This window comes from Sphingobacterium sp. UGAL515B_05, assembly GCF_033097525.1.
Taxonomy (GTDB): domain Bacteria; phylum Bacteroidota; class Bacteroidia; order Sphingobacteriales; family Sphingobacteriaceae; genus Sphingobacterium.
In genome coordinates, this window is the sequence record NZ_CP109907.1 from 1,557,781 (window position 1) to 1,584,728 (window position 26,948).

The 26,948-nt window shown below is 40.0% G+C and carries 15 protein-coding genes; 2 read left to right on the forward strand and 13 right to left on the reverse strand.

Going from position 1 to position 26,948, the window contains the following annotated elements:
- Position 1: 1 nt before the first annotated feature.
- Both OK025_RS06290 and OK025_RS06295 read left to right on the forward strand, forming a co-directional pair.
- Positions 2-2,818: a hypothetical protein gene (locus tag OK025_RS06290; protein WP_317668741.1), complete on the forward strand. Its 2,817-nt coding sequence runs from the start codon at positions 2-4 to the stop codon at positions 2,816-2,818.
- Positions 2,819-3,132: 314 nt separating this feature from the next.
- Entirely contained in the window at positions 3,133-3,402 is a 270-nt protein-coding gene (locus OK025_RS06295) for a hypothetical protein (RefSeq protein ID WP_317668742.1), read from the forward strand.
- A gap of 196 nt (positions 3,403-3,598) precedes the next feature.
- Here the strand turns inward: OK025_RS06295 and OK025_RS06300 are convergent, their stop codons facing one another.
- From OK025_RS06300 to OK025_RS06360, 13 genes are all read right to left on the reverse strand, one after another.
- Positions 3,599-5,023 carry a discoidin domain-containing protein gene (locus OK025_RS06300; protein WP_317668743.1) on the reverse strand — a complete coding sequence of 475 codons (1,425 nt, stop codon included), beginning with the start codon at positions 5,021-5,023 and terminating at the stop codon, positions 3,599-3,601.
- 105 nt (positions 5,024-5,128) lie between these two features.
- On the reverse strand, positions 5,129-6,904 hold the full coding sequence (locus OK025_RS06305) for an alkaline phosphatase family protein (protein ID WP_317668744.1): 1,776 nt from the start codon (positions 6,902-6,904) through the stop codon (positions 5,129-5,131).
- A gap of 9 nt (positions 6,905-6,913) precedes the next feature.
- Entirely contained in the window at positions 6,914-8,923 is a 2,010-nt protein-coding gene (locus OK025_RS06310; protein WP_317668745.1) for a M60 family metallopeptidase, read from the reverse strand.
- A 15-nt stretch (positions 8,924-8,938) separates the two neighbouring features.
- Positions 8,939-10,672: a LamG-like jellyroll fold domain-containing protein gene (locus OK025_RS06315; protein WP_317668746.1), complete on the reverse strand. Its 1,734-nt coding sequence runs from the start codon at positions 10,670-10,672 to the stop codon at positions 8,939-8,941.
- Between the two features lie 20 nt (positions 10,673-10,692).
- Entirely contained in the window at positions 10,693-12,282 is a 1,590-nt protein-coding gene (locus tag OK025_RS06320) for a DUF5008 domain-containing protein (RefSeq protein ID WP_317668747.1), read from the reverse strand.
- Between the two features lie 14 nt (positions 12,283-12,296).
- Positions 12,297-13,052 carry a fasciclin domain-containing protein gene (locus OK025_RS06325; protein ID WP_317668748.1) on the reverse strand — a complete coding sequence of 252 codons (756 nt, stop codon included), beginning with the start codon at positions 13,050-13,052 and terminating at the stop codon, positions 12,297-12,299.
- A gap of 11 nt (positions 13,053-13,063) precedes the next feature.
- Complete coding sequence (locus OK025_RS06330; RefSeq protein ID WP_317668749.1) at positions 13,064-14,581, reverse strand: RagB/SusD family nutrient uptake outer membrane protein; 1,518 nt, start codon at positions 14,579-14,581, stop codon at positions 13,064-13,066.
- A gap of 12 nt (positions 14,582-14,593) precedes the next feature.
- Positions 14,594-17,755: a SusC/RagA family TonB-linked outer membrane protein gene (locus tag OK025_RS06335; RefSeq protein WP_317668750.1), complete on the reverse strand. Its 3,162-nt coding sequence runs from the start codon at positions 17,753-17,755 to the stop codon at positions 14,594-14,596.
- A gap of 29 nt (positions 17,756-17,784) precedes the next feature.
- Positions 17,785-18,819, reverse strand: coding sequence for a DUF5007 domain-containing protein (locus OK025_RS06340; RefSeq protein WP_317668751.1), 1,035 nt, complete (start codon positions 18,817-18,819; stop codon positions 17,785-17,787).
- Positions 18,820-18,826: 7 nt separating this feature from the next.
- Positions 18,827-19,498, reverse strand: coding sequence for a hypothetical protein (locus OK025_RS06345; protein WP_317668752.1), 672 nt, complete (start codon positions 19,496-19,498; stop codon positions 18,827-18,829).
- 14 nt (positions 19,499-19,512) lie between these two features.
- Positions 19,513-21,030 carry a RagB/SusD family nutrient uptake outer membrane protein gene (locus OK025_RS06350; protein ID WP_317668753.1) on the reverse strand — a complete coding sequence of 506 codons (1,518 nt, stop codon included), beginning with the start codon at positions 21,028-21,030 and terminating at the stop codon, positions 19,513-19,515.
- A gap of 21 nt (positions 21,031-21,051) precedes the next feature.
- Positions 21,052-23,985, reverse strand: a complete 2,934-nt coding sequence (locus tag OK025_RS06355; RefSeq protein ID WP_317668754.1) for a SusC/RagA family TonB-linked outer membrane protein — start codon at positions 23,983-23,985, stop codon at positions 21,052-21,054.
- A 740-nt stretch (positions 23,986-24,725) separates the two neighbouring features.
- A complete protein-coding gene (locus tag OK025_RS06360) occupies positions 24,726-26,942 on the reverse strand; it encodes a coagulation factor 5/8 type domain-containing protein (protein ID WP_317668755.1) in 2,217 nt (738 codons plus the stop codon).
- Positions 26,943-26,948: the final 6 nt, after the last annotated feature.

Genomic DNA, 26,948 nt, shown 5'->3' on the forward strand with positions numbered 1-26,948 from the left:
CATGACCAAAGCATCTTTTCAAACTTTACTACTGCTCGCCCTTTTTATACTATTAAACATATCCGGCTTTGCTCAAACCAAAATCGAAGGTATTGCAATTGATACAGCACATAACAATGTCCTACGGTCCGCTACCGTATCCGTTTATGAGAAAGGCAATAAATCCGTCGACAAGATTACACTGACCGATACCTATGGAAAATTTACAATTAACGATCTAGGCTTCAATAAAACCTACTTATTGGAGTTACGCTATCAGGGTTTTAAGAAAGCATTACGGGAATTTATCCTAAAGAAAGATGAATCCAAAAATTTTGGAAAAATCCACATGGATTTTGTGGAGAACGAACTCGAGGAAGTAGAAGTACTCCCTCCTGTTCGAATGAACGGAGATACCTTGGAATTTAACGCTGATGCTTTTAAACTGGACAGCAACGCCGTGGTAGAAGATCTATTGCGTAAACTCCCTGGCATTGTGGTGTGGGGAGACGGCAGTTTGACCTACAATGGAAAAGAGATTCCAAATATACTGGTCAATGGCAAGGAATTTTTTGGATCCAGTAAAGCGATCGTATTACAGAATCTCGCCAAAGATGCCGTCCAAAAGCTGCAGATCTACGATAAGCGTAATGAAAAGGAAAAGAAAGAAAACCCGCTTAATGTGGAACTTGAAATGAATGTGACATTAAAAAAGGGGAAGGAAAAAATGTACTTCGGAAGTCTATCTTACGGTAGGGGCACAAGTAAACGTTACCAACAACATGCGAACTTTAACTTGTCAACCGGTAAATCGCAATATACACTCGCCTATTCTGGGAATAACAGCAATAAATACCTGCAAAGCACGGATCATTTATTAAAAAATACCAGCTTCAAAGGCGTCGGTATCAACGCGGATTTTGATTCAGATTTTTTAAGTACAGGGATCAGCAATCAACATGTGCTTAGTGGTCGGTATCAGTATGATATTGTAGGAACCAACCAAGTCAATAGAAAACACCTATTGACAAGCAACGTGTTGAGCCGCTGGGACAATACAGTCAATAAAGACCATTCAACGACCTCTCTTCTTTCCGATGACAATGCTGTTAATAATCAGCGTACGAACGATAACGAAAGTCACAACAAAAGGAGAAACCTCGTAGCCGCCCTAAATTATACCAATACAGGCGGAAAAGTCAGCAATCGATTTACGAACCTAACAGCAGATGCCGATTTTGAGCACAGCTCCAACTTAGACAATTCGTTCATCCGCAACGAATACAATTACACCAACGAACATGCACAAAATACAGTTCAAAATAATGGTGAATACCGTAAAAATAGATTATCTTATAATACCAACATCGATCTATATGATGTCAATTCAAGTCCTTCGATGAGTGTGCGTACCAAGAACCGCAATTCATTTGGTGAGCTCCTGAGCTATAAATTGAAATGGAGCGGATCAGTCTCCGAAACACAACAATTCAATGAAATGCGGAGTGCCTATATGAACGCCGATAAACAGGAACTAAATAGACAAGATCATCGAACCTACGACAAATCACTCAAAGAATTTAGCCAAAATATTAACCTAAATGTTCGATATCTTGATTGGACCTTTGCAAATAATCTCAGTTTCTATCATACGACCACCAATGACAATGTTGTAAATTTAGTAGCAGACCAATCGCAGGTCAACCTGGATTTAACTCACCTGAGCAGGTTCAATCAGCTTCAATACGAGCCAAATCTTGAAAAATCCTTTCGTCTAAAAAGTCACTATCTACAAGGAAGAAGTAGCTCCTTTATGAGTCTGACATTAGGATCCGGGCTACGTTTCTATAAAGCAGAGAATCGCTCAACACTCGATTATCGCAACCTGGAACAAACTTTCACGACATTTTTGCCGCAGGTTCGCCTAAGTCGATATTATAGCAAAATCAGCCAATACAACATAAACAGCTCCTTAACTTTAAATTATGATGAAGAATATCCAAACCTAGACCAGCTTAGGCCCATTTATGATAACAGCAATGTCGCTTACCGCTTTTTTGGCGCAACACAACTTAAAAAAACACAGCGTGCTAAAGCAACCTTTATGACAAGCTTTAATGAACAACGTCAAAATGGCTATTCGGGCAACATAAGCCTGAGTTATACGCAGTATAGACAGGGACTGACAGACAGCATTTTATTTAAAGAAGGGCAGCAACAAAGATATCTTGTTCAGATTGCTACTCCAATGCCCTTATTAGCTGTTAATGGCTATTTAAATAAAAACTATCCCCTCAGCAAAACACAAGCATTGAATTTTCAATTCGATGTTAGCCTCAACTGGGGAAATAAAATTCAATTTATCGATGCCATAAAACAAGAAATGGGCACAAATAGCCAAAATATCAGCTTAAAAAGCTATTATACCATTCTGGATCGTTATCAAATTGGCTGGATCAACGGCTTGAACCGTTATGCGCGGCACAATAAACTATCTGAAAAAAACAATGACTATATATCCAATTATTGGACTTCGGGAGTAAGTATGAGCTATTCATTATCGAAACGCTGGCAGCTAAATAGTAACGGTACAAGTCGGTTATCGTCCGCTAACAATTACAAAGATCATGCGTTCATCTGGAACATGAATACAACATATCGTTTACTCCCGGGCAATAACCTAGAACTAAAATTATCCGCCTATGATTTACTCAAGGAGAATAAAGGATTGTATATCAATAATGGACTTACCGAATTTACACAGGGCTATCGCAATAATTTAACGCAATATTTTATGTTATCTTTAACGTATTTCCCTCGAAAATTTGGCTTCAAATAAAATGCAATCAGCATATAAAAAGCGCTATGAAGAAAAGCCAGTAATCTAAAATCTGAGCACAATGCGTCCTATTTTACTCACCATCATTGCTTTATTCGCAGCGTTATACTTAAACGCGCAAAACCAAAGCATTTCTATTCACACCGACAGGGATTATTATATTCCTGCCGACACGGTCTGGTTTAAAGCCTACCTACTCGAAGATGGAAGGCACCTGCTAACGGGGTCGCAGCAGTCATAATTTTTGAGCTGGCACCATCAGAAAAAGATCGAGATTTTGGTAAATATGTGGATGAACAGACCTATTGGGTTATATGCCTATCAAGCAGTTTACAAAATGCGACTATTCTAATGAAGCTGACAAGGAACTAATGCAAGAGGATAATCGAATGACACTCTATTGGGATCCATTTTTGTCAATAGACAGTACCGCAGCATCCAAGCAGATCAAATTTTCCAATAACAGTAAAGTGAAAGGATTCTGTATTACTATTCAAGGAGTAACCAGTACAAGTAAACTTATTTACTACTGTCGTCTCTTCGATAGTCCAGGAATTGAACGTCCAGAGAAATCGCAAAAATAATTGCCATTATCTAAGGACACCGTAGTGCTATCGACATGCTTATTAGATTAGTATTAATCCTTTTGTTACTCCATGAAAGGCTGCAAAAAATCCCCCAGAAAGCCGCTTGCTCGCTGGGGGATTTCAAAACCGGACATCTTCTCCTGGCATCTGGATTAAGCCGGGCTGTCTTTCCTTTGTTAAATTTAAAAACGGATTATTTAAGCACTATCGGGGCATATCCCGCTGCTCTAAATTCCGCCAAATGCGTTGATGTCGTACCAGCACGCATTGGCGCCGTCATGGTTATGCGGACATACCTGGCTTTGACCATCGATACATTATAATCCTGCCACGCAGCCGGAGTAATAGCCGAATTAAAATCGAGGTCTTTTCCGACCGTCTTCCAATTCGTTTTGTCCAATGACGTTTCAATATTGAATGTTTTAAAACCGCCCGTACTATTATTATGTCTCCGTATCATTCCAAACTGCGCAAAATTTTCCACTTTCCCAAAATCAACTATAAACCAATGCGGGTAGACTGGATTATTTGACGAAGACCAGGTCGAATGCCAATATGTTCCAATATCGCCATCAATCAACGAGCTCGCTTTTCCATTTGCGGCCCCTTCATTGGATTCGGTCGAAGATACCTCTGCAGACCAGTTCGACCTACTCAACAATGTGGGTGCCTTTACCTCAGCATTTTGCACGGGCGAGGTCAGACCGTCTGTCTCTATTGTAAAAGTAAACGCTGTAGGCTTACCCTCAAGGTCGAATAATAATCTTTTTTCAACATCTGTGCTGTTATCTATCCGTACCGTTTTCGCTTTGCCATTCAATTGGTAATTCACGATAATGGTAGCTGGATCTTTACCTGTATTTGTCCATTCAAGCCCTCCATTATTCCCGTCCATAAAGGCAATCATTGTTTTTAGTATTCCTTTATAAGCCAATATACCAGGCGCTTGCTTCCGCTCGTCCACAACTGCCACTTTCAATTCTTCATCCATAGATAAGATCTTGAAGGCGACTTCCTTGGTTTCGTCTGTCAGATTCGAGATAATGATTTCAGTCTCTTTATTCGAATCAAACGTTCGAACGATCTCTTTCCCTTCAAGTTCATAGCTAATTTTTGTTGCAATGGCCCGATCGGAAGTTTTTGGGAATGAAAACTTTATTCCACCCGGGACGGGTTCCAAAGTAAGCCCGGTCAGCTTATAGGCCGCTTCATAAGGCCCAGGTTTCAATGAACCTGTACTCAATTTTGACGCTGTTCCGTCCGAAGTGAAATATCGAACTGTAACCGTATAATCCTTATATTCTTTGAAACTGATCTTTGTCGGCTCATCAAATTTGTTCACCGTAATCACTTTCTCCTCAGCCCCCTCTGTATAACGAATCTCTGCTTTGGCTACACGATCTGACAAAACGGGCCAATAGAGTTCTAACTTCTGATTAAAGAAAGCCTGATAAGTCAAATTTGTCGGTCTTGCTGTCGGTCTCGTTTTGGTCTCCACTATCCCCTGTTCTACTTGCTGTGGAAACACCAATTCTTCTTCTTTACAACTCCCCATACTTAGCAAAAAAGCTCCTAAAATAGCATTAAATGCCCAGCTCATTTTAAAATTCCTTTTCATCGATAAATAAAGTTTATTCCATCAATATGATGGAGCTTAGTTGTGATTAGGGCTTACTTAAGAATAGTCTATAAAGTAAACCTTAATCACGGATGGTTTCATAATCTATTTTTTTTGCTCAGACAGCAGAAATTCAACCTCGTATTTACTTAAAAACACCTGTCCTTCCAATTTCCAGTCTTTTAAAGTCCGTACTTCCAACCAGTAAAATATTTGTGGGAAAAAGTCCGCTGCCTGAATAAATACGGCATTTTCACCCAAATCACAAGGCACCACTTCCGAAGTCATTCTCGATTGAAAAGCGCCACTAAGCCCCATTGCACTCTTGCCCGACACTTCGTTCTGAATCGAACCGCTTTCAGTAGGCGACATCTTCCAATAACCTTTTAAACTATTGGCAAACGAAGAGCTAGTCAATTCATCGGCAGAACATAAAGAATTGCGGATTTCATCTTGTGTAAATGCCTTATTAAATATCGACACATTCGACACATCAAAATCGACCAAGTCATAAGATATGTTAGGTCTATAACCGAAGATCAAAGGATCAGTCGTTTTGATATTGGCCACATTCATCCCTGATGTAGTTGTTTCCTGCGCTAGTGTACCATTATTATAGATCTTGATATTAACCTGATCATTGCCAATCGCTTTGATGACTGTAGTCATGGTATACCAGTCACCGTTAACTTTCGCTGTCTGACAGGTCGCCTCCTTCACCCCATCACTGATCTTTACCTGCAAATCATTTCCCCAGGTATAATACATCCATCCCGGCGTAGCGGTAGAAGTGTTTGAATCCTTGCCAAAAATACCCGAATACCAGTAGTTATAGGTATTTGGTTGATAAGTCGATGAAATAATTGTATTGTTCAAATTAAATCTGAAGCGGGCAGAAATTGTCAATTCCTTTGTCGTAGCCAAATCATAATCACTTGAATTCCCAATATCTCCACTGACTGCTCTTACCCCTAAAGGCTTGTTTCCAGTACCGTCGTATCCCCACATCCGAACATAGCTCATTGGTTTCCCCGTCAGTTCGGCACTTTTAAAGTTTTTATTCTGAAATATAGCAAAGGTATTCCGTTCCTGCAGCGTGTTACCACCGTAAGAACTTCCAATACCACCATGATTTGATGTTACGATAATCAACCAGTCTTCATTTTGATAATTTTTGCGTGCAGCTAATCCTTTCGTTATTTCGCCGATATACCCGTCAACTTTCTTTAAGGCATCCGCATAATCACTGTTACTCACTGTAAAACCACCTTTTTTTCCCGCATCCAATAAAGATGTAAACTGTACGATCATAAAATCCGTATTTTTGGTATTAAACAGGTCTAATACCTTTGTCTTTACATCTTCGTCGGTCGCTCCATTATAGGTTTCATTCGCGCTAACGAGCAACTTGTCATTCAATGTGACTGACCGTGATACGACCGTTGTTTTCAACGAAGGTGCTACTGTTGAGATACGATACAACATGGACGGATAACCCGCCACATTCTTATGCGGGTCATCTTCATCCGGTTTCGGGATATAAGAATCATCATTAATTTGGTGATTGGAATAGGTAACGCCACTCATCATAGTCATCCAAGCAGATGCATCACCGGTATTCTCGTCAGCTAGTGCGTTAAAGGTGTACTTACTTGTCTTGATCAGCTCGGCCATATTGGCTGGCACACTCTTTTTTAATTCCTGCCCGACCAGCCCGTCCACAGAGATAAACAGCACTTTTCGTTTAACTGGTTGTTGCAGATTCTGCTCATAGTCTTCATACACCGCCGGCGGGTTAGCATATTTTGTACAGCCAACCAATAACGACACCGCACCTACGACAAGAACTAAGGTTTTCTTTATATTGAATAATCTTTTCATAACTTAAGTTTATATATCGTAAAACACCCCTAATTCGGCAATTGCAACATGTTCTGCTCCACCAGTATTTGGATCCGGGAACACAAATTTCACATACTGAGCCTCCACTAAATTCGGGAAAGTAAACTCTTTCATGGCTGAATTCTGAGCCGCTGTCTGTGAAGTGCTTGCCAAAGCAAATGCGCCCAAATCGGTCCAATTTTTATTATCCTTACTAATCAGGACTTTCACTTTGGTCGCGAAAGTGGAATTATTCCTATTCTTGAAATAGAAACCCTTAAAGGTATTCATCTCCTTCATGTTCATTGTCAATTCTACAGGTAAAGTAGTTGGGATAGAACAGCCAGACCAGCAAGTATGCCAATAGGTATTTGGATCGCCATCAGTCATTGCGCTAAACTTACCAGTACTCTCATTTGTTGCTGTAGCAACATTTGCTGTAAATTCAAACAAACCACTTGGCAAGAAATAGCGTGGTTGCAATACACCGTCACCGCCCGTAAACGTCAAAGGATTGTATTCCCAGATGGACCGATCCATAGGAGGATACTTTTCTCGCATCTCGCGTTTGGCAGAGCTACTTACCGGAATCCCCCAAGCAATAAAGAATCGATTAAAATCTTTCCCTGTAAAGTTACATAGCTGCCGATAGAAGTAATCCCGTTTTCCTTGGTCCAAAGAACTTGTGAAGTTTTCGTTTCGCGCTTTGCTATAGATATAAGGGAAAAAATCCCAACCTGACTCTCCATTTTTACCCTTTGTCTTATCAAAGATTTGGAGAAAAGGTGTTAACCGAGCGAAAGGATCATCAGCGTCAATTCCCAATTCTTTAGGAAAGTTGGAAAAGTTCTTCGCAGAGGTTAGTGCGGCAAATTTTAATGCAGCAGGAATTGATGTTTTTAATGCCGGGTGAAAATCAATTCTTGAAGTCACACCGCGATTGCGCGCTGCGTTAAAAATGAACAGGTTATTTGTCGTCTCGCCCAAATCCGACCAACTCCAGGCCCATGTTGCTTGATAATTATGCCCCACCTCATGGTATGAACCCCATGACGTTCCTTTTCTAATCGTGTTGGGATTTGTCAGTTCATCCAACCAATATTCATCTTCTTGCATCACCCATGGGCTACCGCTATGCGCATAGCCTAAGGATGGATGAATATCCATCACACCTCTTTCCCAAAATTCTGGATAGCGATTGATAGGATCCGAAGCATCTGCGGACAGCCCCATCCAATTGTAATAATCTTTGACATAGGTCTCGTCCCAAAGCCGTAGCGCTTCATCCACTTGATCCATTTTTCCAGACTGGATAAATTTAACGACGAGTGAACGTGGGACAGAAAAAGCGACTCGTTGACCTATAAGGTCCATCCAAGGAACATCCTGCGACAGCACTTGTTTCTTCCAATCGGCCACAACAGATTTACCCAGAATAAAGTCTGTGGATTTGACAGCTCCGGCTACTTTAATGTTAACAGGTGTCGTGCTTGCTTTCTGATTAATAATCCATATCGTTCCACCATAGAGGTTCTTGATGTAATTTGTTCCCGGGAATAATTCCTTTCTGGTGTACAGGATAGGGTCTCTCCGTGGAGCATCCTTACCCGTGATGTTATCTGTATGTACTCCCACCTGTACGGTCATGCCAATAGCGCCTTCAGGCACAGTGATTCGAATCACTTCGCCCGCAGGAGCATATAGTCCAGTTGTATAAATTGGCGCCGGTGTTACACTAACTTTATATTCATAGGAGGTCACATATTTTCTATTCATCAACATAGAAATTGTGGTATCCTTAACACGAGTAACATTTTCTCCTACCAAGCCCGGATATATACGCGCTCTATGGTATAAGCTCTTATCCGCTTTACCCATTGTTGTATCTGTCGATAATGGTGTTTCTGTAGAATCTCCAGATTGATAACCATCTGGAAACTCAATACCATATTTACTGCAGGACGAGGCAAAGGCCATCAACCCAACAAATAATCCAAAAACTAAATATCTCTTTCTCATTAGGTCAAAATTTGATTATTTTCTAATCTGTGTATAGTTAGGCGTCCAGCTCTTGCCGTCCAGGTTCCATGACGATTCTACCGACACCCCCAACCATTGGTAAATCATAAAAGGAACATCTACGGCATTCGGCACCAGACGATAAAATGATTCCTCAATAGGTGGTTGAAAAAATGGAACCAATTCATTGAAACTTGTCCAAGCTACAGGACCTGTCAATTTAAAATTGCCGGCTCCTTTACCCGTTTTCTCGGTAAGAACTGTTGTATTAACATCCCCATATCCCGGCCAATAACCTTGTAAATTGCTCCAAAACGGATAAGATTCATCAATATGAGTTACTCCACCATATCTCTTTACCTCTTCTGCTGAAAAGGCCCTATTATATATTTGTACGTTACAAATAGAAATATTACAATCGGTATTCCCATTACCGGGGTTATATCCCAATGTCAGCGGACTTGAATTATCTAAATTGTTCCCATTAGCGCCTACTTGAGAAGACTTACCAGAAACAGTAGCATTGGTTCCATCAGTGTAAACATAAACAGAATCCTGGCTTCCGCTTCGCTTTATGACAGCAGTCAATGCATGCCACTCGCCATCATTGATCGTAGGACCAAAGGCCTGTCCTGCAATTGAACTGTTAAAACCCCAATAATTTCCCTCCAAAAAGAAGTTCCAGCCAGCACCAGTAAAACCTTCTACGCGTTTAGCAAAAAATATGGGATAATTATAACTAGCATTCGCAACGTTATGTTTCAAAAAGAGGGTCATCGTCCAGTCGCTACCTGTACCCATATTGAATTTATTTACATCAGCTAGTTTACCAATGACCTGATTATTGCTCGCATAGGTATAACGCGTTGCGTTTGCTACAAAAGGAATATCTTTTGAGTTCGGTCTAGGTACAATTTTCCGCGCAAACTTTGGCGAGTAGAACAACGTATAGGTATCCCTCTTACTATCACCATAGGGTGTAAAATCTGTAATGGGATCTGTTGATACAGCTCCTCGGCCCGAGGTAACAATCACAACCCAATTCTCTGTATTAAAGCTTGCCCGTTTTTTGATCGTTTCCCATAAGGATTGAACTTGTTTGTCCAAGACATTAATTGCAGCCACATATTTTGTATCTGCAGCCGAATAGGCAGAAGATTTTCCAGCCTTATCCACCTCGGTCAAATGGATAACATTGAGATCCGATTCAGTAGTTGACAGCGACGTTGAGGCTGCATTTACGACAGCAACATCATTACTTTCTACCTTGACTTCAGCATCTTTACCCAACGAAGAACCATATTTTGCATCGGATGTGAAAAGACTCGATTTACGGCTAACTGCATTTTGCTTCAATTTCGTGAAAATCGTCGGGTACTTATTCAAGTCGATCGGACTTAAATCCGAGCCTACCACCTTATTTTTAGCGCTATTGACCCCCGTAAGTAAAGAGGCTGCAACAGACTGATTGGTCACTTCGAAATCTGTTGTTGGATCAGCCAAACTACCATAGGTAACCAAACCATTACGTGTCATCAAGTCGATATTTGTTGGAGCAATATCCTGCATTGCTGGGCCTGAAAGCCCATCAACAATCACCAATAGTACCTTATCACGACTTTCAGGACTATCCTTTGCTTCATTGAAATTTTGCAGCAAATTGGGGAAATCCTTATTACACGCTCCGAATACCATTAAGGTCCCGAGAGCTAAGGAAATATATTTAAAAGTTTTAAAATACTTAATCATAACCAGTTTCATTTATTGGATTAATTCTTGATTTCCAAACGGAAGAAGTTTCCGTATGTTTTTGATCCAAATTGGATAATGCTCCCTCCTATCAATAATGCAGGTTCACCTAAAGAAGATTTGGTTTCAATAACTTTAGAGACAGAACCTGTAAAAGGTCCCAACGAATTATACTTCTGTAATAATTCACCATTTTTTTCCAGAATAACCAGGTTTGCTCTCGGAACACCAGCATAACTTTCTTGTGTTCCGTCTAGAACCACTTGTCCATTATTCAGGATTTGGGCATAGTTGACTATACCAGCACCTATATCTCGTAGTATAAAACTCTCATCGACTGTACCATCTATATTCATTAGTGCAACGTTGTTGATTTTCCCAGAAGCACCAACACCTGAAAATATCCCCGAAACAGCTAACTTTTTCAAGGTGCTATTATAACTTAGTCCGAATAATCTGGTTATATTTCCTTTTAAAGTAAAGCTTTCATCCACCGAACCATCGGCTTTAATACAAGCTATACCATTCGCTGCTTTACCATTATAAGTTGTAAATGCGCCGACAATGACCACGCGTTCATTGTCTATCATAACTGCATCCATAATTTGCCCATTGGCACCGGCATTATTCAATGCAAACGTCGAGTCCAGAGAACCATCTTCTTTCATCCGAATGACGTTTCTGGCAGAGGAAATAATATATTTTCGGGTATCTCGCGAAGAATAATTATAATCAATCTTATAATGTGTACTGAAATTCCCAACAGCTATAACTTTATTGTTTGCCGTGGTAAAAGCCCGCAAAATGGTTGTATTCACCCCGCCGTTAAAAGCTGATACGGTATCCAATGAATTTTTCGGGTCGCTGCCCGGATTAATCACCTCCACGATCATTGAATCGATGGCACCATCATTATTAACACGGACAATATTATTAACGATTCGCTTCGCAAAAGTTCCCAATGCCCCCGCAAAGATAAACTTACCATCATTTGTTTTTGCGATAGACCTGACATAACCGCCACCAAAGGTACCCCTACCAAAATTCATGTTACCACTTGTCTTACCATTGGCATCGATAAAATGTACTCCGTTGCGGTAGACTTTCTTATCCACTGCTTCATTTTCGAAGTTGTAGAATGCCCCTGCTACGATAAAGCCGCCCGCATTAGGTAAAATATCATACACAGCACCTTTAAACCCATTCACCATTCCATAGTTTTCGTCAACTGCTGTATTCCCTTCAATCTCTAAACGTGGACCGTAAAAAACCTCATCGCCAACAACGATTTTGGCATCCCCAGAGGATATCTGTTCTGGCAATTTAATCGTTACCAAGGAGTCCTTCGCAGAAATAATTTCTACGGCTGTATTATTGACAAAAAACCCAATTTTATCTAATTTTCCTTTTAATCCTTTTACATAAAAATCCACCAATTCGCCTGGCTTGGCAGAACCTGGATCTGGATAATTGATATAAAACCCTATTCCCAAGGGTTCTTTACCCCCAGCATAAGGATCTGCCCCGGTTAGAATATCCTTACTACATGCCGCTAATGCGAGTATAGTTACTGCCAGGGCGCTTATTTTGGTTATTAAATTTCTTTTCATACTCATATCAAATTTTACTTAGGCAGCACTCCTAGCAAATATGCCTCGGTTACAAAATCAATACTCTGAAATCCAAATGAATGTTTTGAAAATTTGAGCACATGCAAGACTCCATTAGTGGGTTGAATATCAGAAGTTGCTACAGGAGCCGTAATATAAGGCACAAAATAATCTTTAAACTCTTCAGGTACACTGATAGAATATGGATAATTTAAATAGAGCTGACGATAACCAGCATATTTAATAATCTGATCCCCACCAGAGTTATCATTTTTGGTAATAACATCGTTGTAAAGTACACCAATATTCATATCCGCACCAGCAATATTTTTATAAACACCGCCAGGAAAGGCCGCTAAATTTAACGTGTCAATCTGGCGATAATCTTTGGCGACATTCTTACCTTTAAAAATATATCTGGAAAGGTATTTCCTCCAGACTTCAGGTCTGATCTGCTCCAATTTTGTAATGGAATCTTGCCCAGAACGAAACAGCTGTTGGTTTAGCATCCACACGGACTTTAAAATACATGGATCGGGAGGGGCAAAAAAGGTCACTTCCTCATTTTTAAGCACATCATCCAACTTGGCAACTTTAAGTGCTACCATTAATGTATCAAACAAGTCTGGTCTAGATTCCAGATAGTTCCAGATCGTTCCGTTAAACTTCGCTTCGTGGACTCCTGTATCGATATAATCCTCTTTTTTACATGCTCCAAACAGTGAAATTACCATTAGCAGCAAGAAACTATATTTCCAAATTTTATTCATGGTCTATTCTTTTAATTCCAATAATTGTTTAATCGCATGTATGGATTGTTCGTTAATGCAGACCTATCAATAGGCCAAGTCCATCCGCCGTCGTTAAAAGCCGCAACGGACATTGGTGCAGTGGTATACTCAAAATTGATCACTTTTTTTGTACGTACTAAATCATAATAAAAATTCCCCTCTCCCAATAATTCTCTCACACGTTCCCACCAAATAGCATCTTTTAAGTCATCGCCACTATCGCGTACCGGTGCCGCTTTAGCACGATTACGAATAACATTGACAACAGTTCTTGCTTCTTCATCCTTACCCAATTCAGCCAATGCCTCCGCTCTTAACAAGATAGGATCTGCATATCGAAAGACCATCTGATTATCATCGGGATTATTATCTTCGCCTTCTTCCATAAATACATTGGAGAATTTGAGACATTGGAAATCGCCATTTGTCGAATAGATATCTTTATCAAACCAGTATACTTTACGTTGGTCATCTTCTGCTGGTGGATACATTTTTTCCATAAACTTCGGATCGTAATAGATATATGACTTTGTTGTCACTTTGTTGGGCGCATGTAACACATAATCTGAATAGGATGCAGATAAGTGAAAGCTTTCCCCATAATTGAAGTTTTGAACAATTTCAAACAAACCCTCCTTGGTCCTACCTTTAAAAATCTCTTTGGTCCTGCTTAAATCCAATAACGCATATGCTCCTCCATTTTCTTCCATCAGCTCTTTCCCCATATCTGCAACTTTTTGATATAGTACCGTTTTATCTTCCGATCCTAAACCGGCTATCCACATATTAATATGCATATTCAGTGCGAGTGCCGCACCACGCATTGCTTTAACAGCGACGACAGAAGGATCATCATAAGTCCATGGTAAATCCTTATAAGTAGCATCCAAATCAACAGATAGATTTTTCAATACCGTAAACATATTTGTCCGTGGCAATGGATTGGTATTTATATCCGTATAATAAGGTACGTCGCCATACAGACGTACCATAAAAAAATACGCTAATGAACGCAAAAAGACAGCTTCAGCTTTATATGATTTTTTCTGTTGCTCACTAAGGAACGGCATATCTTTATTTTCTAATTGATAAATAACGATATTCGAATTTTGCACCATTTTATAGAAATTGTTCCATTGGGTGATTCTAGGAAATCTGAAATAGGCGAAATTATTGTCCACATCCTCGCTAGTTCTAGACATTATAGCACTCAAATTATTCTGTCTCAATAACGAAATATATTCTCTTCCAGCCCCTGACGTCGCACTCGTCCGATTTGTAGGCGCACAACGCAAATCACCGGATGCAGGAAAGAAAATGTTTGTCATTGTCGCCTCTCTAAAAGTGGAATAAATCCCACCCATATATTGGTCAACGTCTGCTTGTCTAGTCCAATAGTTATTTCCTGTTAATTTATCAATTTGGGTAATATTTAGGAAGTCCTTTCCGCAGGAGCCAAAACCTAAAGTTGCTCCCAGTATAAATAGATATAAAAATTTCTTCTTCATGTTATTTTGCGCTTAGAATTGTACACTTATTCCCATTGAATAGGTCCTTTTGCTCGGATATCCATTCGAGCCATCACGTCCCACACCTGTTACCAATTCGGGATCTGGCCCAGAATACCGGCTAAACGTGTACACGTTGTTTGCCGTAAAATTCAATCGGGCCGATGAAACCCCAAAACGACGAGCCCATCTTCTGTCAAAATTATAGCCTACTGTTATTGAGTTAATTTTTAAATAAGATCCATCCTCCAAAAACATGGTAGAATTGTAACGATAAGGATTATATAATGTCAAACGCGTAAAGTCTGAAACATTTGGATAATCTGCATTATCGCCTAACTGACGCCAAACATTATAAGCTTCAAGCGGTACATAAGCACCTGGTGCTCCTTTTCCGTAGTTTTGACCAGTGGGATCTGAATAGTTGCGGAATCGATCAGTTAAAGCTGTATTTAGAATATCGCGATCTAGCGTATAGGATAATTGTGTACGTAAAGACCAGTTTTTGTATTGCGTAAATAGATACAAACCTCCTGTAATGGCCGGTTGCGAGTTACCTACATATACTAAGTCATTTTCATCAAGGATATAATCCCCGTTTAGATCTGTAAAAATAGGATCCCCCGCGCGAAAGAATTTGCCGTCATTCATTTCTCCGCCTGCTCTATAACGTAAACCTGTTAATGGATTCACAGGCACCTGATCATCAGAAGTGTATACCCCTTTATAATCGTATAATACAAAACTAAATGCATTCCGCCCAAGACGATAAAACTGTGGTAAATCGTAGCCAGAGCCGTCAGGTTGTACTAACTGACGTGCACCATCAGGTAGTGCAGTTACATAATCCCTATTTATTGCAAATGTTGCGCTCCCATTGAATTTCCAGTCCTCATTTGCTAATGAAGGACGGAACTGGATACTCAATTCATGCCCTCTATTCACCATAGCCGATTCATTTGTTAATACATTTGAAAATGCGTTATGGTTGGCAATAGCTTTTTTACGCAAGATCTTATCTGATTGTTTGTAATAAGTTTCGTAGGTAATATAAATGGCACTATTGAAAAAGCCCAATTCCGTTGCTACAGACCATTGTGTTGTCGTCTGAGGAACCAGATTCGTATTGGGAGCATTCTCCAAGTCCAATGAGGTCGTTGGTCTATTATTATAACGGCCGTCGTCAATTTTATACCAGCCATAAAGATCAGATAATGATCCGGTTGGAGAAATCGTACGTCCTACCGATCCTCTGATAAAGCCCGTATCCCACCATTCTAATCCTTGCATAAAGTTCTCCTTCTTAAAGTTCCAACGTAAACCTGCCGAAGGATTCTGTGTCCAGGGTGAGCTTCCCCCTGTCACCGAAGTACCATCAATACGATAACTCAAGTCAACAACATACTTAGAATCATAATTGTAGGTAAAATTTCCGGCGTAAGCAATCGACCTAAAATTATTCAGGGAATTCAACAACCCACCTAATGTATTCCGCGTATTATAGCTAATTCCTGTATTAAATTGATCGTTTGCAGTACCACGAATTCTGGACAAATCTTCTGAAGAAGAAGATATCCACATCTCGGTAAATCCATAAAGATTAAATAAGTGTTTTTCTTTAATTGCTTTAGTATATCCAAGTGAATTTCGATTATATACTTTACTATTGTTACCATAATAACTATACACTTCCGAAGAATTTCCCAAAAGTACCTCAGGTGTATAACGATCTTTTGTCGATGTCATATAGGTATAGTTGAAAGTCGAACTCGCCCTTAGCCCCTGAAAAGGTTCATATTGTAATTCGATCTGACCAGTATAATTTCCTGTTTTATTTTGATCATCAACCCCCAAAGCAGACAGCGCAGACATACTGCCAGAAAATAGTGAAGGTGAGGGATAGAGCGACGTTGTATTGACAGACTTACCTACCCCCGTCTGCATCATTGCATTTCCCGAACCCATTTTATTTTGGGCGACCTGCACATTGACATTTGCTCGCATCAAAAATTTATCACTTGGTTGATATGTCATGTTGGATGAGGTGGTATATTTTTTCAGGCCTGTATTGGCGATAATACCATTTTCATCATAATAGTTGATATTCGTTTTATAGTTGAAGATCGTTTCTCCCCCCGAAATATTCAAGTTATGTGTTTGATTGTAGGTATTTCGATAGAAATAGGATTGCCAGTCGGTTGAATTATTATAATAGGGATTTAACGAATCGGCCAATATTGGAGAGTCATTGATACGCCGCAAGGCTGCCGCCAATGTCGTATCATTCATCAAAATTTGTTCAATACGTATCATTCGTTCATCTCTACCGCCGATAACACGACGCAATTTAGGTACAGCTGACAGGAAGAATTGACCTTGATATTGTACAATTGGCACTTTTGACTTACCACGTTTTGTTTCAACAACAATTACACCATAGGCACCCCGAGAACCATATTGTGAAGTTGCTTGCGCATCTTTCATAACAGTTATATTTTCAATATCTTCAGGTGGGATCATTGCGATCGGAGACATGCCCGGTCCGGCTGTTTCAAAGCCATATTCGTATCCCGCATTGTCGTCAATTGGTACCCCATCGATCACAAATAAGGGGGAAGTCGGTGTTACAAAGGCATTATCTCCACTTCCCGAAACGTTAAAATTGGACATACCACGAACCGCCATCGTCCCACGCATCCCCGGACTACCTGTATTATTTTGAATATTCAGTCCGGCGACCTTACCTTGTAACAGATCGACAAAGTTACCGGCAGGAATATCCTGAATTTCCTTTCCAGAAATAGTAACTACTGAGCCTGTCAATGTCTCTCTTTTACGTTGTTGGTATCCAACTACGACAGTTTCTTGAAGCTCCTGCGCTTCCATCTCAAGCGTGACATTATATTCGGTTTTCCCTGCAACAATCGTAAACTTTTCCGTACGATATCCTTGATAGGAAAATACCATTACCCCAGTATTCGGGGCGGAAATTACAAATCGTCCATCATCCCCGGTTTTCCCTAAATCTCTTTTAGGATTTTCCAAACGAATAGACACGCCACCAAGGGCCTTCTTATCGTTTCCTTTCACTACCCCTTTGATCATGGTTTGGGCCCAAGCCTCCCCAACAAACAAGGTGCAAATGAACGTAAATATTATGCAGAATTGTTTCATAATTTTTAAGCTAATTAGTTGGTCCATCATCATTCAAATCTTGGCGTTTCATACATAAATCGAAATTGTATCTCCCAATCCCCTTCTTCATAAATCGCAAATGGCATCTGTATACCACAATCTTCAAGAAAGCCAAATTGTCCTTTCCTTCTAAATTTGAAGTTCATTACAGCAGCCCCACCATCTTCAGAAGTAAAATCAGTTTTAATTGGAGCTAGTGGAATTGGATAAGCCACATCGTAAATAACTTTACCATTTTCGAATCTGTGATTAAAACCATGAACTAATTTGTCCCATTCCGTTGCGGCAAACTTTTTCACATCAATCGGACGATTCAGGGAGTCTAAAAAACTTATTGTCAATGTCCGGCTTCCAGTCCCTTTACGCTCAAGCTTGTTAAAATAAACGTTGATTTCGGAAGGGAAAACAAGTAGATTGGTCCGCTCACCAAATAAATTGGTCGTTGAAGCGGGATGCGTATAAGGTAATGGTGACAAACCTGTCACTGGATCCATAATACTGGGTTCAAATGCACGTTCGCGATAAGGTTTCAATTTGAAATCCCGCAAATATCTACGCCCTCCTGTATTACTAATCTCGATATCAAACACATACCCAGAGTCTGGTTGGGCCTTAACAAAATTTGAGTTTACAGATTGTCCCCAAAAATTAATATTCCCAGATTTTTCAAGTATTTCTAATATGGGCCGATATTCTATTTTACGTTTGCTTTCTATCTCATCAATTGATTTTTCATAGCCGCTATACGCCTTTGTCCAGATTTTAACAGGGAACTTATCATCGAAAAGTGTTGCGGGTTGCCCGTCAATGTCACGAACATTGACAATTTTGAAGGAAAGTGGCTGTGAGGTATTCTGCCCAATATTGACAATATTGTTATAAAAAGTATTTCTTCCCAACAATGGTGTAAACTCATTTGTATTGTATACAACATCACTTCCTAAAGAATCTTGGTCATCCGGGATATATTTCTTGCAAGACACTAACATGAAAAGTCCCATTCCGAGCATCAATAGCTGTTTGGCAGATTTTAATATTTTCATTTCCATGTTATTTGTTTAATAGTTTTGCTAGTTTACTAAATCCGAAATTATGACTTGGAGCGAGGACGTGTAGCATACCATTATGTGTGCGTATATTCACCACCGATGTTGCACTCTCCTGCCAATAACGCTGAAAAATAGACTTATTCATATCGCTCAATATAATTTGTTGTTGGCCTCCACCAATTATTCCAGAAGCCGATGTTACTTTATATTTTAGTGTCATATCGTAGTTATCAAGCGCTTTGATCACCTTACCTTCTACAAAATCATGCAAATAGGGAGTATCGTATATCCCGTCAAATGCATAATGGTAGGTTAAAGAATCGAGAACCAATTGCGGGATATCCTCAAGATAAAGTGGGGGTCTGTTCCCCGCTTTTCGTACACCATTCATTGCATCTAAAGCATTTGTAAAACTGTTGTTCGTCATAGCAAAAAAGGTAATTTTTGCATTAGGATCTTTTAGTTTAGCACGTACCGATGGAACGCGTTCCAATACCAAGAGTAAAGAGTCATAGGTACTACCTTGTGATTCCAAAAAATCCAATGAAGTCCCATCAAATTCGGTATACTTGACTTGAAAATCTTCGTAATAGGTATTCCCTTTTTTACAACTTGTGATGCCCAACAGCAATACGATTAGCGATAAGCCTAAAAAAATATGTTTGTTTTTCATGATTATCTATTCTATTATTTCCAATAAGAGTTTTGCACCAATTTGGAGTTTCTCTCAAGTACATCTGAAGAGATCGGCCAATAGATTCCACCTTTTTGAATCAAATCATTCATGACGGGATTATTTTTCTTAATCTTTGCCAGGCGAATTTGATCATACCATCTCCACCCCTCACCCATTAATTCTCTTCTTCGTTCCAAGAAAATTTCTTCCAATAAATCTTTTGGCGAGTTACTGATATATGGTTTTAAACCACGGCGTTCTTTGATGACATTGAGGTATTTGATCGCGTCATCACGCTGATTGAGAACGGCTTTCGCCTCCGCTTGCAACAAATAAATTTCTTCTAAACGGGTAAAAACCAGATTGGAGCCGAAAATGGAGAAGTCAGAATCCCCAGCACCATTACGGATGACCTTGATTTTACTAAAAATTGGAATATCGCCGTTGTAATTGGTAAAGTAGTTGGTCCGAACCAATCCCGATATAGAATCGATACCAAAACGCGTATCATTGACGTCATCAAACAATTTATTAATGGTGTCTCGACTAACATAGATATCCGGTTTAGCTTTAGTAACAATTGGATACCCCAAAGTCAATGATTCAATATGCCCTGTATTGGTTGCCTCTCCAAATTCATAGGAGGAGCGAATTGCTAATATCTGTGCCCGTGTACTAGGGCCAAATAATCCATCTGTTGGATTCACCAATGCGGGAGTTGTCAATAGCTCAAGACTTGCCTGCGAATAATTATCAATGACAAATCTTGAATATACCTCTGCATTAATGTACTTTCCTTGCCAAGCAGCCACGTGAGCTAACAGAGAATAGGCCGTAATTTTATTAACCAATACGCCAACCCAGGTGCCATATAAGGCTCCATAATAACTCTGTGTCCCAACAGCATACCGATAAGGTAGATCTTGCGCTGCGGCTAATAATTCTGATTCTGCGAAGGACAAAACAGTCGCTTCCGAAGAACGTGCTAATTCAACAAAAGAGCCATTGTCATAGGAGTCTTTTAGCAAAGGAACATCTCCCCAGATACGAACCATATAGAAATACATAAGTGCACGAATCGTACGTGCCTGTGCTACATCGTACTTCATATCCCGTTCTGTATAGCGTTTATCTTTCTCCATGACTTCTGGTGCACGTTCAATAAAGAGCGAAGCCGCATTAATGACGGCATAAAATCTACGCCAATCTGTAAGGTCTTTCAACAACGGATATGCGGATTTTAATTTATTCTCCCTTACCGCACGGAGGTCGGCCCGTGAATAAGAAGTAAAATCGCCATAGCGTATTTCCCCATACACCCAATGTCCATAGTTATCAGCCGTAGCTGACCGCATTAAACCATAGATGCCCATCAAATGCGCACGGGTATCGGATATGGATTGCCATTCCAATTTCTCTGAGCCCAGATTTGATGCAACAATATCCAATTTCTTATTACATGAACTCGTAAAAACAGTAATGCCAAGTGACATCACCAGAATTACCGCCCATCGATTATATCTTTTCATAGTTTTTTCTATATTAAATAATTACAGATCTAACTTAATACCTAATGAAACCATTGGAGATAATGGCAAGCCATACCCTGTGTAATATCCATTAAAATCTATCAGTTCAGGATCGGCACCTGAGAATTTAGAAATTGTCAATAAATTGGTGCCGGAAACATAAACATAAGCCCGTCGAACAGTCTTCATCTTTTGTTTTATTTTGTCCAACTGAGAAAGATCATAACCAATCGTTACAGCTCTCAACTTCAGAAACGAAGCATTCTCTAAGAATAAATCTTGATCCACCCGATATGCAACGATCGGACTCCAAGGATTATAGATTGGATATTTGTTAATATCAACATCTTGTTGCCAATGGAACACCTCTCGAATTCCATCCAGTGAATTGGTATTTTCGGTATTAATGAAATTATATTTATTTGAAGCACGTTGATTCAGAGCCTTATGTCCCAGCGCAAAATACCATTGCATATTCAGGTCGAACCCTTTGTATTTGAAGTAGTTTTGAAATGATCCCGTCAGCTTTGGCATCGCATGGCCTTTTAACACACGGTCCTCATCGTTGATTCTGAAATCTCCATTCTGATCTTTCCAAATTGGATCACCAGCCGCAAAATCTACCCCGTCAAACTGCAACTTTTGGCCATTTTGAACAGGAATACTTGCTTCAGTATCATAGGTACCCTGATTCTCATACAACCAAAACTGATCAATGGCCTCGCCCACTTTTAACAACCTATTACCAACCTTCAACTGTTTACGTCCCTCGGGAAGTGCAGTCAATTTATTTTGATTGTAGTTTAAGTTAAGCGATGTATTCCATTGTAATGCTTCTGGATTGGCGAGTACTTTTGCTGACAGATTGAGATCTATACCGGTATTTTTAACAGTCATACCATTAATAATTTGACCAGAATATCCGTATTCTGCCGGGATAGGAGAATTAATCAATTGATTGGCATCTTTCTTCTGATATAGCGAAACTTCAAAATCGACCTTTTTCTCCAATAACGTTCCATCAACTGTCAATTCAGCATGATCCGTGTAGGGCCATTTGATATCGTAGCCCACCCAACCTTCTGAATAAGGTCGGGATGCAACTGCAAAACCATTATAGGATACTAGGGATTTTTCCGATCCCCAATTTAGATCAGCTGTATAATTTGGTCCGATAGCAAACTTACTTGTAAATACAGGTTTCCCTATTCTCGCCCACGAGGCTTTCACGCCCAATTGATTAAATAATTCCCCCTCATTTTCAGGAATCAGGTGGTATTTCGCAGCAAATGATGGTGTCATTAACCAACGCGAATCTGGTTGCATCGTTGAAGAACCGTCATAACGCAATACCGCATCTAAATCAAGAAGATTTTTATATTTATAATGACCCGCTAAGTATAAAGAATGTAATCGAAAATCTTCCCGGTTACTGTAGCGGTTTACATACAATCCGCCTATCGGTGTCAAATAGCCGGCGTTATTAGGATCCCCATTTACAACGTTAACCTTGATAAAATCATTTGGTCCATCATAAGCCCGTGCATAATTGTATCGATAGAGATCCTGTGTATAGGAAGACCCTAGCGTCAAGTCTAATTGATGTTTGTCTTGAAATTTCAAGTTGTATTCCAACCGGTTGTTATATACCAAACGCTGATTGAAACCAAAATAACTCGACATATAATTATTGGTTTCCATCAATGAACCAGGGAAGAATGCTTGTCTTGCTCCTTCTGAATAATCGACCCCTAAGGAAGTATTAAATTTTAGGTTCTTGAGAAAATAAATATCCAGTGTAAGTAATGCATTTAATGAATTGACCGTATTTTTATCCAAAGCTTGTTTATAGATATCTAGATACTGCGCATACATCTCCTTATTTGGCGAGATTGGCACAGATAAATCCGGCACATAGGACGCCTCACCAAAACGGTCTCTTAAACTGCGATTACGATCTCTTAAACTGCGGCTCCCATTAATCGTCGTTCCAAATTGTAACCATTTGAAAGGTGCCATATTAACATTGAATAAGGCATTATATCGTTCGATATTTGTCTGGTCCGCCGAAATCGCATTCTTCATATAACCACCAATAAATCCGAAATTCGCACGGTCATTACCTCCACGAATACCTAAATTTCCGCCATAAGAAGGTGTAACTTTGTAATATTCTTGATTCCAGTTTGCCGGTCCATAATAATTCACGTTGGTCGAATCGCTCAGATATCCTGGGTAATTCAAACGATCAGTATCCGACCCATATTTATTATAGAAGATGGACCGGAACATATTCTCATACTGAGCATTTACGGGAGTTACAACTGGTTTTGTAGAGAGTCCCACATAAGTATTTATAGATATTTCCCGATTTCCGTCTTTACCAGGTTTGGTAAGAATCCAAATAGCACCATTGGCAGCTAATGGTCCCAGTTTTGCTAACTTAACGGGATCTTTTATTACCTCAATGGATTCTACTGTTGAGAGATCAATACCGGCAAAGTTGTCCGTTCCCGGACCGATACGATTGAATTGATACTGTTGAATTGAATACGCAAAATTGTTGTCTCTTGCAATAGGTATTCCATTGACAAATACAGCTGGTTGCACATTAACCGCATCTTTGATTTCGAGCAACGGCGATCCTAAACCCCTAAGCACCATATTCTTTGGCGCTCCTGGTTCACCTGTCGCTTCTTGTACGTAGAGACCGGCAACTTGCCCTTTCAAAAGCTCTGGAATACTGACAACAGGCAATGTTTCAACGTTTCTTAAATTGAGACTGTCTTTGACACCTTGCTTTTTTAACAAGGTAGCTAGTCGTCCTTTAAGTAATCGCTTGTCAACCTCATTGATTTCAGAAGTATCTTGTTTTGAAGTCCAAAAGTTAAGATGGTTAGCCTTAGCAGATGGAAACATAGGGACAAGAAATAAAAAACAAAATAGTCTTTTCATTCGATTTATGTCTTTAGGCATTAAAAAAATTGGTATTATTCGGCTAGCAAATAAACTTAGTTTCGGCTTAAATAAAAGTTGGACTTTCGGTCCTATTAATAATTGATAGTATGTAACAATGATATAATAATATTTTTAAAGTCATACATATTGACAGGAACGAAATCGATTGCGTAATCGAAGCAAACGATTGCATAAATTAATCATGAATGTCTATATAGATTATAGTTTTATAATTTTATAAAAGAAGTAAACGAAGTCATTCTATTTTCTTATCAATCTCGCGCTTTCTATTTGCGACATTTTTTGGTTGCTTTTTATAACCAAATGAAGAGTTAAAAAAAAGTTCTCTCTAAATTTGAATACTTTCAACACGAAAAAAGCCGAATCACTTATTGTAATTCGGCCTTATTTTGTCATACATATAAGAATTCTCGCTATTTTTTAATAACGCAAGATCAACCTTCCCACAATTCCTGTGTCAATGTATGATATATTTACTAGGATCATTCTATTGAAGGGAACCGACAAAAAAGAACTCATAATGATCAAAAAAGTCTGTTAAATCCAGTTTAGATAGTTCCCTAGCTGATTGGATGTTATCACTCACTTTCAAAATATAGCTGTAACTACGAAAAAGGAGTCAACCAATCGAATACAATCGGATCAGACGAAAAATAGCGCCATCCTATCGTAAGCGCTATTTTTTTTAAACAATTAGTCGATTCGGAAACTGGCTTTTAAGGGAACTCCACCACAAATGTCCGATTATCCCGCCAGGTATTGTATGTACTTTTTCCTACTTGATTGATGATATAACCGTAGCCACGATTGGGACCATTGGACAAGCTGTTGTTACAGATATGTTTGAGCCTAACACCGGGTTTTACCGGTACTTCCACCGAACTTTCAATGCGAATCGGATTGACCAGCACATCATATATTCCAAAAGCATAGGCTTCATGTTGCTGCACCGTATCGGCGACCTTGTAAGCCGCAAACCCATCGCGTGTCCCATTTTCGCTCCGGTATGCTGCCTGGTCCGGCGCATCGTAAGGACTTTCACATTGAAAGAAATAGGTGCGGCCGTAATTACCGGTCCAATAGGTTTGATATTCCTGAAAATGTTCATTGAACAAAGCATACATGGTCATATAATCGCCATTGACCACCAATCCATTGCGTGTCGTATTCATATCCCAACCAACACTGCCCTTCACCCCATGATCGGCACGCCATATCCAAAAGTGATCTCCGATCACATCATTGCTATTGACAATAACCGATTGGTCGACATGAACTTTGTGGGCCCGAAATCCGCCAATACGCAGAAATAGGTCCGCCAGCAGGGTCGGGTTACTTTCATGTCTTATCCCGGTCTTTTCCTGACCGACCTGAATCAAACTATGCGAACTATAATGCGCGTCAAACATCAATGACGCAACAGTGACACCTGCAACATCATCAACATCAATTGCCGTATGCGGATTTGCTGCGCCGGGTATCAATGTGGCCAAGCCAAGTCCAAGTATAATGGTATTGGCCTTGCTGACATGAAGGGGTTCAGATAACTCATACATCCCGGGTGTAATCAGCAAATGCTTGCCATTCCCTAACTGTCGGTTCATCTCCGCCGCTGTATCGCCGGGTTTGACAACATAAAACTCCTTCTCCACATCGATAATATCTCCCGCCCCCATATCGTCGCGTGTATAGGATACGCCTGTATGATTATGCTTTAGCGCTGGCCGAAACACTTTATACCGCCCATCTTTGTCAAAAAACACAAAGGGCTTTTCACGAATCACGGGTGTCGTTGGAATGACCGTCACGTTGCCGCCTTCTGCCCAATTATTTTGATAGCTATTCTTATCAACAGAAGGTCCAAAATCGACTCCCTGAAAACAATAATTGTATTTAATTTCTTCAAACTTACCTCTTCCTTTGTTTAGAAAGGAGTTTCGTGTATACCACTGCTGCTGGTTTTTGGAACCTGCAGCTGCCTCAAAATAGCAGTCTGCGGTATAACCACCACTAACCCATCCATTTGCCCATTGATTGCGCACCACCCGTGTGGAATAAATACGACGCAAGGGGGCAGCTTGGGAAACCGCCCATTTAAAAGTTTGTTCTTCCTCATAGCTCTCCGGACCGATGACAGACAGATTCTCAGCAGCACGCCAGAATGTACAGGTCCCGTTCCCATCGGCAAGGTGGGGCGGCGTGTGTATATTTGAAATCGCAACATCATAAGGCACTTTACCTAATCCAGCAATCTGCACATAAAAAGGAATCTTCAATAGTCCTGCCTCTTTGTAATCGCCCGATTTGAACAGCAATGCATAGCGATGGGGACTAAATTCTTTTCCGAACATCTTTTCATGGAGCTGATTGACTTCATTGCCGACACGCACCTTATTATCTGTTGGACTATAAACAAATGTATTTTCACCAAACAGCTGGAGTTCTAAACTCAAACGTGCTACAAACTCTCCTTTTACGGTCTGGATCTCATAATAATAGTCGTATGGACTACCATCGAGCACTTGATCCACAAATTTGGGCTGTGTGACTTTGGCAATAGTTTGATAATCGCCCAACCTGCCCTGGCTCCGTCGGATAAGAAAGGGCCCTATTATCTCTTTATCGGTCAGCCGTTTACTAAAATTAAGGTATATTCGCCCCTTTTGGATGAAGACTTCGGGACTGCCTACCTTGGATTTATCTTTCACAACATCGTTTTGCCGCCTGGCTTTTACCGCGGCCGTTTTCCTTAGGCCATTTGGACTTTTCGCGAGCTCGCTTGGATCAGGTTGATGTGTCACGACGGCGGTTACTGTAGTTCCGTACGCCCCAGTATAGGTTGGTTTATTTAGCTTATAGCTAGTTTCTGCAAGGACGGGTTGTATCATCAACAACGCGATAATAGGCTTAATATAGTTTCTAAATGGTTGCATAAGTTT

Excerpts from the sequence above, each read along its gene's own strand:
- OK025_RS06290 (WP_317668741.1), top strand. The coding sequence starts at position 2 with ATGACCAAAGCATCTTTTCAAACTTTACTACTGCTCGCCCTTTTTATA.
- OK025_RS06295 (WP_317668742.1), top strand. The coding sequence starts at position 3,133 with ATGCCTATCAAGCAGTTTACAAAATGCGACTATTCTAATGAAGCTGAC.
- OK025_RS06300 (WP_317668743.1), bottom strand. The coding sequence starts at position 5,023 with ATGAAAAGGAATTTTAAAATGAGCTGGGCATTTAATGCTATTTTAGGA.
- OK025_RS06305 (WP_317668744.1), bottom strand. The coding sequence starts at position 6,904 with ATGAAAAGATTATTCAATATAAAGAAAACCTTAGTTCTTGTCGTAGGT.
- OK025_RS06310 (WP_317668745.1), bottom strand. The coding sequence starts at position 8,923 with ATGAGAAAGAGATATTTAGTTTTTGGATTATTTGTTGGGTTGATGGCC.
- OK025_RS06315 (WP_317668746.1), bottom strand. The coding sequence starts at position 10,672 with ATGATTAAGTATTTTAAAACTTTTAAATATATTTCCTTAGCTCTCGGG.
- OK025_RS06320 (WP_317668747.1), bottom strand. The coding sequence starts at position 12,282 with ATGAAAAGAAATTTAATAACCAAAATAAGCGCCCTGGCAGTAACTATA.
- OK025_RS06325 (WP_317668748.1), bottom strand. The coding sequence starts at position 13,052 with ATGAATAAAATTTGGAAATATAGTTTCTTGCTGCTAATGGTAATTTCA.
- OK025_RS06330 (WP_317668749.1), bottom strand. The coding sequence starts at position 14,581 with ATGAAGAAGAAATTTTTATATCTATTTATACTGGGAGCAACTTTAGGT.
- OK025_RS06335 (WP_317668750.1), bottom strand. The coding sequence starts at position 17,755 with ATGAAACAATTCTGCATAATATTTACGTTCATTTGCACCTTGTTTGTT.
- OK025_RS06340 (WP_317668751.1), bottom strand. The coding sequence starts at position 18,819 with ATGAAAATATTAAAATCTGCCAAACAGCTATTGATGCTCGGAATGGGA.
- OK025_RS06345 (WP_317668752.1), bottom strand. The coding sequence starts at position 19,498 with ATGAAAAACAAACATATTTTTTTAGGCTTATCGCTAATCGTATTGCTG.
- OK025_RS06350 (WP_317668753.1), bottom strand. The coding sequence starts at position 21,030 with ATGAAAAGATATAATCGATGGGCGGTAATTCTGGTGATGTCACTTGGC.
- OK025_RS06355 (WP_317668754.1), bottom strand. The coding sequence starts at position 23,985 with ATGAAAAGACTATTTTGTTTTTTATTTCTTGTCCCTATGTTTCCATCT.
- OK025_RS06360 (WP_317668755.1), bottom strand. The coding sequence starts at position 26,942 with ATGCAACCATTTAGAAACTATATTAAGCCTATTATCGCGTTGTTGATG.